At 68.9% G+C, this 7908-nt stretch carries 8 protein-coding genes; 3 read left to right on the top strand and 5 right to left on the bottom strand.

Going from position 1 to position 7908, the window contains the following annotated elements:
• A partial coding sequence (locus A9X03_RS30035) for an FHA domain-containing protein (protein ID WP_231975346.1) occupies window positions 1–496 on the bottom strand: 496 nt, incomplete at its 3' end.
• A gap of 128 nt (window positions 497–624) precedes the next feature.
• Window positions 625–1833 carry an NADH:flavin oxidoreductase gene (locus A9X03_RS04295; RefSeq protein WP_067760327.1) on the bottom strand — a complete coding sequence of 403 codons (1209 nt, stop codon included), beginning with the start codon at window positions 1831–1833 and terminating at the stop codon, window positions 625–627.
• A gap of 173 nt (window positions 1834–2006) precedes the next feature.
• Between A9X03_RS04295 and A9X03_RS04290 the strand changes: the two genes are divergently transcribed.
• Entirely contained in the window at window positions 2007–2852 is an 846-nt protein-coding gene (locus A9X03_RS04290) for a bifunctional methylenetetrahydrofolate dehydrogenase/methenyltetrahydrofolate cyclohydrolase (RefSeq protein WP_067760324.1), read from the top strand.
• Complete coding sequence (locus tag A9X03_RS04285; RefSeq protein ID WP_067760322.1) at window positions 2849–3130, top strand: DUF3017 domain-containing protein; 282 nt, start codon at window positions 2849–2851, stop codon at window positions 3128–3130. Before A9X03_RS04290 ends, A9X03_RS04285 begins: the two co-directional genes overlap by 4 nt.
• Here the strand turns inward: A9X03_RS04285 and A9X03_RS04280 are convergent.
• Window positions 3127–3633, bottom strand: coding sequence for a DUF732 domain-containing protein (locus A9X03_RS04280; RefSeq protein ID WP_067783514.1), 507 nt, complete (start codon window positions 3631–3633; stop codon window positions 3127–3129). The two genes, A9X03_RS04285 and A9X03_RS04280, sit on opposite strands and share 4 nt — an antisense overlap.
• Before the next feature lie 294 nt (window positions 3634–3927).
• Between A9X03_RS04280 and A9X03_RS04275 the strand changes: the two genes are divergently transcribed.
• Window positions 3928–5358 (top strand): FAD-binding oxidoreductase, encoded by a 1431-nt coding sequence (locus A9X03_RS04275; RefSeq protein ID WP_068259827.1) that lies wholly within the window; start codon window positions 3928–3930, stop codon window positions 5356–5358.
• A gap of 4 nt (window positions 5359–5362) precedes the next feature.
• Here the strand turns inward: A9X03_RS04275 and A9X03_RS04270 are convergent, their stop codons facing one another.
• Both A9X03_RS04270 and A9X03_RS04265 read right to left on the bottom strand, forming a co-directional pair.
• A complete protein-coding gene (locus tag A9X03_RS04270; RefSeq protein WP_068259824.1) occupies window positions 5363–6658 on the bottom strand; it encodes a PPE domain-containing protein in 1296 nt (431 codons plus the stop codon).
• A 171-nt stretch (window positions 6659–6829) separates the two neighbouring features.
• A partial coding sequence (locus tag A9X03_RS04265; protein ID WP_197696012.1) for a TrkA family potassium uptake protein occupies window positions 6830–7908 on the bottom strand: 1079 nt, incomplete at its 5' end.

The raw sequence follows: 7908 nt of genomic DNA, 5'->3' as shown, positions 1-7908 counted from the left end.
GCCCCGGCCCGCCGGGGCCGCGTCCCGCCCCGCCCGGGCAACCGATGTATGCGGGCGGCGGGCGCGCGCCGGCCGCGCCGCCGCCGCCCAACTTCCCGCCGCCGCAGCCCAAGATCGCCGGGGTGGCGTCGCCGCAGACCGAGCTGAGCCGCTCGGCCGCCAAGCCGCCCGAGGTGGCCAACCTGGCGACGAAGATGTTCCAGGCGCTCATGCCGTCGCGGTCCGGGTTCCCGATGTTGAGGCACTGACCGTCGTGGATGTCGACGACCGGCACCCGCCGGCCGTTCACGAAAGTGCCGTTGAGCGAACCGTTGTCGATCGCCAGCCACCGGCCCTGGTCGAAGCGCAGCAACAGGTGCGCGCGGGAGATGAGCGGGTGGGTGATGCGCATGTCGGCGCGCAGATCCCGCCCGACCACGACGTCGTGACCGGCGGCAAAGGTGCGTTCTGACCCGTCATAACGAACGGTCAGGACGGGCGGGGCTGGTGCACTCATCGAACCAACTGTATCGCGTGAAACCAAGGCGACCCTGAGCCCCAAATGTGCGTATGCGGGGCCGCTCTCGTCAGCGCGCTGGGTCGGATTGCCCGCTTCCTCCTCACGCCGCTATGCGGCGCGCATCGTCAGCGCGCTAGCAGATCGGGGGCGCCCGTGACCACGCACTGGGTGCGGGTGTAGATGGTGGCCATGCACTTGTTGCAGTGCGTGCACGCGGAATGCACGCTGTGCGCGGCACCATCGGCGGAGATCCGGTTGATCAGGTCGGGCTCGGCCAACAGCGCCCGGCCCATCGCGACGAATTGGAACCCCTCCGCCATCGCCAGGTCCATGGTTTCCCGGTTGGTGATGCCGCCGAGCAGGATCAGTGGCATCGTCAGCTCGGCGCGGAACAGCTTGGCGTGCCGCAACAAATAGGCCTCGCGGTAGGGGTACTCGCGCAGGAACTTCTTGCCCGTCATGCGCATGCCCCAACTCAGCGGCGGCTTGAACGCCGCGGCGAACTCCTTGAGCGGCGCGTCACCGTGGAAGAGGTACATCGGGTTGACCAGGGAGCTGCCCGCGGTGAGTTCGATCGCGTCCAGCCCGCCGTCGTCCTGCAGCCACTTGGCGGTGGTCAGCGATTCCTCGATGGAGATTCCGCCGCGGACGCCGTCGGTCATGTTGAGCTTGGCGGTGACCGCGATCGGCGTGCCCTCCTTTTCCACCGCGCGGCGCACGGCCATGACGATGGCGCGGGCCACCTTCGCACGGTTCTCCAGCGATCCGCCGAACTCGTCGGTGCGGCGGTTGATCAGCGGCGACAAAAACGAGCTGGCCAAGTAGTTGTGGCCCAAGTGGATTTCGACCGCGTCGAAGCCGGCCTCGATGGCCAGCCGCGCCGCGTTGGCGTGCCCCTCGATGACGTCGTCGATGTCCTCACGGCTCGCCTTCTTGGCGAACCGCATCCCGATGGGGTTGAAGAACCGCACCGGGGCCAGCGCCCTGGCCTTGTTGGTCTTGGCGTTGGCGACGGGACCGGCGTGGCCGATCTGCGCGCTCACCGCCGCGCCCTCGGCGTGAATCGCGTCGGTGAGCCGGCGGAATCCGGGCACCGCCTCCGGCCGCAACCAGATCCCGTTGCCCTCGGTGCGGCCGCCGGGGGAGACGGCGCAATAGGCGACGGTCGTCATGCCCACGCCGCCCGCGGCGGGCAGCCGGTGGTATTCGATCAGGTCGTCGGTCACCAGGGTGTCGGGCGTGCGGGCCTCGAAGGTGGCCGATTTGATGGTGCGGTTGCGCAGCGTGATCGGGCCGAGCTTGGCCGGGCTGAACACGTCCGGAGGGGTTGACATATCCGGAGCTTAATGGCGGCCGCAAGCCCGGCGAAGCCACCTTCCCGCTCCGCGACACATAACCAGTGGCGACGACTCGCCGATTCCGCTCGCACTGGGTTATGTCTCGCGATGCGCCTGCAGGACGGGTTGCCGTCGACGTAGGAGTCGCCCGCCGTGCCAGACTGTCAGGCGTGGGCGCAATCACACTGGACGGCAAGGCCACCCGCGACGAGATCTTTGTCGACCTCAAACAACGGGTCGCCGCCCTGACCGCGTCGGGCCGCACCCCCGGGCTGGGCACCATCCTGGTCGGTGACGATCCCGGGTCGCAGGCCTACGTCCGGGGCAAGCACGCGGACTGCGCCAAGGTCGGGATCACGTCGATCCGCCGGGACCTGCCCGCCGACATCAGCACCGCGACGCTGGAAGAAACCATCGACGAGCTGAACGCGAACCCAGACTGCACCGGTTACATCGTGCAGTTGCCGTTGCCGAAACATCTCGACGAGAACGCGGCCCTGGAGCGGGTCGACCCGAACAAGGACGCCGACGGTCTGCACCCGACGAACCTGGGCCGGTTGGTGCTCAGCGTTCCGGCGCCGCTGCCGTGTACCGCCCGCGGGATCGTGCACCTGCTGCGCCGCTACGACGTCGAGATCGCCGGGGCGCATGTGGTGATCATCGGCCGCGGTGTGACGGTCGGCCGCCCGCTGGGGCTGCTGCTGACGCGCCGTTCCGAGAACGCCACGGTGACGTTGTGCCACACCGGGACTCGCGATCTCGCCGCGTACACGAGGCAGGCGGACATCGTGGTGGCCGCCGTCGGGGTGCCGCACATGCTGACCGCCGACATGGTGCGCCCGGGCGCCGCGGTCGTCGACGTGGGCGTCAGCCGAACCGAGGACGGGTTGGTCGGCGACGTGCACCCCGACGTGTGGGAGGTGGCCGGGCACGTGTCGCCGAACCCCGGCGGTGTCGGCCCGTTGACCCGGGCGTTCCTGCTGAGCAACGTCGTCGAGCTCGCCGAACGGGCATGAGCGCGCGGTCCGTGGTCCGGGCCCAGTGGCCAATCCTGCTGGTGGGCTTGACTTTCGCCACCGCACTCGCACTGGTCGGGGCCAACTTCTGGCGGCGCGGTTCGCTGCTGATCGGCATCGGCGTCGGCCTGGCGGCCGCGCTGCGGCTGGTGCTCTCCGACGAGCGGTCCGGCCTTCTGGTGGTGCGCAGCAAGGGAATCGACTTCGTCACCACCGCGACCGTCGCCGCGGCGATGGTCTATATCGCGTGGACCATCGACCCGCTGGGCACCGGTTAGATACCCGGCACGGCCGGGATCTGCCGCGGCAGTCCGGGCACTTGCCCGGCCATTCCGGGTAGCTGCCCCGCCATGCCGGGCAGTTGTCCCCCCATGCCGGGCATGCCCGGCATCTGCGGGACGGACAGATTGCCACTGGCCAGGTTCGCCATCTGCTCGGGACAGTAGGTCTGTATCGCGATCGTGGTGAACATCCGCGCCATGGCGGGTGACATGCCCCGGCCGGAGACGCTGGACGCGGCCGCGGCGAAGTTGCCGCCCGGCTGGGAGAGCATCGGGCAGATGGACTGGCCCACGGACATCGCGTTCCCGGGTTCGCCGAAGTCGATGCCGGCGTGGTTGAGCGCGTCGATGAAGTTGTCGTCGGGATTGTCCGCCCGCACCGGCGCGGCCAGCGCCGACGCCGCGGTGAGCAGGGCGGCGGCCGCGGCCAGCAGACGAACGGTCAGGGGCTGGTTCCGAAAGACCCCGATCCAGCGGTTCGTTCGTCCCGGTGCCTTCATGCGGCCTCCCCCTCGGTCGTGGAGTGCGCCGGATGCACTCGAATCACGTTGTGAACTCTGAGCTATCACTGTCACGTTTGCGACACGGTGGGGTAAAGGTTCGCACAAATAAGCGTTTTGTGGCCCGGTGGCGGCCGCGGCGTCGATTATTGCGCCGCGTGCCTCGTCAAGCCGCTCGACGGATCGATTCCACACTGTGATCTGACACGGGCGCCGGTGCCGCGCTTTTGCGTGAGAAATGTTTAAGAATCTCCGCACATGACGACTAATCGCAGCCGTCCCCTGGACCCGTCCTTGCAGCGCGGCATCTCGCGCCACGCGTTTCTACGCAGCGCCGTCGGAATGTTGGCCACCGGCGCCGTTTTCGGCACCTCGCGCGCGGCCGCCGACCCCCCGGCCGGTTGGGGCGGCCTGGCGTCCTCCATCGGCGGCAGCGTCGTGCTGCCCGCCAACAGTGCCCAATTCTCAACCAGCAAAAAGGTTTTCAACTCGTTTTACGACAGTTCCTCTCCCGCTGCGGTGGTGACGGTTTCGTCACAGGCGGATGTGCAGAAGGCGATCGCGTTCGCGACGGCCAACAACCTCAAGATCGCGCCCCGCGGCGGCGGCCATTCCTACGTCGGTGCGTCCGCCGCGAACGGCACGATGGTGCTCGACCTGCGCGGACTTCCCGGTGGCGCCAACTTCGACGGCAACAACCTCACCGTGACCCCCGCGACCACCCTGTACGCCATCCACCAGGCGTTGACCGGTGCCGGGCGCGCGATCCCCAGCGGCACCTGCCCCACCGTCGGCGTCGCGGGGCTCGCTCTCGGTGGCGGCATCGGGCCCGACACCCGGCACGCGGGCCTGATCTGTGACGCGCTGCAGTCCGCCACGGTGGTGTTGCCCAGCGGGGACGTGGTAACGGCTTCCGCCAACGACAACCCGGATCTGTTCTGGGCGCTCCGGGGCGGCGGCGGCGGCAATTTCGGCGCGACGACGTCGATGACGTTCTCCACCTTCGCCACCTCGGACAGCGATGTCGTGCGGCTCGACTTCCCGCCCGCGTCGGCGACGCAGGTGCTGGTCGGGTGGCAGTCCTGGCTCAACGGCGCGGACCGAAACACCTGGGGCATCGTGGATCTCATGATCGGCTCCGCCCCGAACTGCCACGTGCTGGCGACCTGTCCCGCGGGAGCGGGCTCGGGCGTGGCCGACGCGATCAAGTCCGCGGTGGGGGTGGCGCCGACCGCCGTGTCGAACAAGACGATGAACCGCACGGATCTGGTGATGTTCCTGGCCGGCGGCAGTTCCAACCCTCCGGCGCGCTCGTTCGTGGCCGGGTCGGACGTCATCGGCCCGGTGGATTCCGCTGCGGCGCACGCGATTGCCACCGCGATCGGGCAGTGGCCCGCCGGCGCCGGACAGGCGTCGGTCCTCGTCGACCCCCTCGGTGGTGCCGTCGCCGACGTGGCCCCGGGCGACACCGCGTTCCCGTGGCGCAATCAGTCGGCGGTTCTGCAGTGGTACGTCGAACCCACGGGCAGCCAGGTCGCCGCCGCGAACACCTGGCTGACCTCCGCACACCAAGCGGTGCAACAGATCTCGGTCGGGGGATACGTCAATTACCTGGAGGCCAACGCCGCCCCGGCGCGTTACTTCGGCTCGAACCTGTCCCGGCTGACGACCGTGCGGCAGAGGTACGACCCGAACCGGATCATGTTCTCCGGGCTGAACTTCTAACGGTTCAGCGCCCCAGCAGACGATTTCTCTGCTCGATGTATTCCTCGTCGGAGATCAACCCCTCGTCGCGCAGCCTGGCGAACTCGCGGATCTCGGCGGCGATTCCCGTCACCACGGTGCGCGGCTCGTCCTCCGCGGGCCCTTCTTCCGCCTTTTCCGCGCCAGTGGACTGGCGGCCGACCGGTTCCGCGGCGAACGGCACGCGGACACGGTTACCCGCGAACGCCTCGCGGATGGCGCGTCCGGCCGTGCCGGCCAGGGCGATCTCGCCGAACGTGCTCTCGAGGCTCGGCGCCGCGACGGCCGCAGCGGCGGGCGCGGCCGGGAGCGCCAACGCGATCGGGCGTACCGCCGGGGTCGCCGCCGCCCAGGTGGGTGGAACGGAAAGGCGGCCGATTGAGTCGGACTCGCCGAGACCGGCGGACACCGTGCGCGACAACACATTCGGCGTGGCCACCGCGTCTGGCGGCGTCACTGACCTGACTATCGACAGGGGCGCGCCGTTCGCATCCCAGTCGCTGACGATGTCGTCCGTGTGCAGACCGGTTTCCGCGCCGACGAGGTCGATGGGCATCGACACCGCTCCCAGTGGGGCCAGCGGGGCGTCGACACCGTAGGCGATCGCGTCGGCGCCGACGTTGATCAGGTCCAACGGTGTGTTCACCCCCAGCGCGGACGCCGCACCGCCCGCCGCCCCGGTCGTCGAGGCCGCCGACCCGGCGGGCAGCTCGGCGGCCTGGCTCAGCGCGCTTGCCTGCGTAGCCGATCCGACGGGGTCGGTGTTCTGCTGGGGCGGGGTGAATGGCGTCAGCTGGGTGGCCGCCGCCGCTGACCCCGCGTAGCCGTACATTGCCACCGCATCTTGCGCCCACATCTCGCCGTATTGGGCTTCGGTGGCGGCGATCGCGGGGGTGTTCTGCCCCAACAGATTCGTGGCGACCAGCGCCGCGAGCAGGCTGCGGTTGGCCGCGACCACCGGCGGCGGCACCGTCGCCGCGAACGCGGCCTCGTAGGCGGCGGCGGCCGAAGTGGCTTGCGCAGCGGTCTGCTCCGCCTGCGCGGCGGTGCCGCTCAACCACGCCACGTAGGAGTTGGCGGCGGCGGCCATCATCACCGATGACGGCCCCAGCCACGGTCCGGCGGTAAGACCGGAAACCACCGATTCATACGAGCTGGCCGTCGAATGCAATTCCGCCGCAACCGATTCCCATGCCGCGGCGGCGGCAAGCATCGGCCCCGACCCCGGACCGGCATACATCAGGCCCGAGTTGACTTCGGGCGGTAGCGTCGCAAAATCCATTCGGGTGCCTATTCAGCCGACCGGAGGATGCCTGCACCGATGCCGATCGTGCGAATTGTGGACGACAAAGCCTTTCCCCCTGCATGATTTGCTGTTGATGCGCGGCGGCCCTGCGCCGCGCGGTCGCGACCCGGGCTTGCGGCCCGCGGGTCGACGAACGTTGTGCTGTGGTCAATGGCTGGCTATACCGCGCGCTCCTCTGATCGGTTCCAGGCGGCGAACGTTGTCTTCATTCGAAACCGCTGCTGGTTCGTCGCAACCGCAATCACGACCAGCCTGTTGGTCATCCGTGATCGGCTGGGGCGCGGGCTGCCCCTTGCGGAGGGTGGCGATGAGCTCCCGGTACGGACCGACCAGGTAGACGGTGTCACCGGCGCTTAGCCGGGAATCGCGGCGCGGGTGCAGCCGAACCGGGGCGTCGTCGCGGGTGACCGCGATCACCCGCGTTTGCGTAGACACCTCGAACATCTGCAGACCGTCGAGTTCGCTACCGGCCTGCACATACATCCCGCCGATCAGAAACGACCGGTTCCCCACCGAGAACGTCCCGAGCACCTGCAGGCCCATTGCCGCGCCGATGAACCAGGGCGCGGCCAGTTCGACTGTGGAACGGACGTTTTCGAATCCGAACCGCTGCGCGACCGCCGAGCCCAGGTCGTGGTCGTACACCCTCAACACGAGCGGAACCTTGCTCCACCGGTTGCCGACGGGTGCCGGTTCGGAACCCAACATCTCGCGGACCACGATTCCCGTCTCGATGTTGACCATGTCGTCTCGGGTCAGCACCGCCACCGCCCGAGCGGTGTCCACCCGGGCGGCTTCCATCGTCTGGCGCAATGTCGCGTCCCCGAAGATAACCGGCACGTCGAGGTCGGCCGTCGTCGACAGGAAGGGGTTGTTCGGGTCGCGCTCGATCACCGCCACGTCGTAGCCCGCGTCGGTCAGGTCGGTCACGACCCGGACCCCCAGCGCGCTCAACCCCACCACGATGATGTGGTTGCGCAGGTGTCGCGCCCGCGGGCGGGCGGACAACGTGAGGAATCGGCGCGACAGCAGCACATCGGCGATGAAGGCGACCAGCAATGCGGTGGTGGTGACGCCGGCCAACATCAGCACGGCGGCGTACAGGCGCAGCCAGGTCGGCTGTTTGGCGAAGCTGAAGTCGCCGTATCCGGTCGTGGTGATGGTCTCGTTGGTGAAGTAGAAAGCGTCGGTCCAGGACATGCCTGGGTGGGTGTAGGAAAAGTGCA

This window comes from Mycobacterium sp. E1715, from assembly GCF_001667625.1.
GTDB lineage: Bacteria > Actinomycetota > Actinomycetes > Mycobacteriales > Mycobacteriaceae > Mycobacterium.
Note: the sequence above shows the minus strand (reverse complement) of the source record. Positions and strands in the feature narration are given on the sequence as shown.

Excerpts from the sequence above, each read along its gene's own strand:
- A9X03_RS04280 (WP_067783514.1), bottom strand. The coding sequence starts at position 3,633 with ATGAAGGCACCGGGACGAACGAACCGCTGGATCGGGGTCTTTCGGAAC.
- A9X03_RS04270 (WP_068259824.1), bottom strand. The coding sequence starts at position 6,658 with ATGGATTTTGCGACGCTACCGCCCGAAGTCAACTCGGGCCTGATGTAT.
- A9X03_RS04295 (WP_067760327.1), bottom strand. The coding sequence starts at position 1,833 with ATGTCAACCCCTCCGGACGTGTTCAGCCCGGCCAAGCTCGGCCCGATC.
- A9X03_RS04285 (WP_067760322.1), top strand. The coding sequence starts at position 2,849 with ATGAGCGCGCGGTCCGTGGTCCGGGCCCAGTGGCCAATCCTGCTGGTG.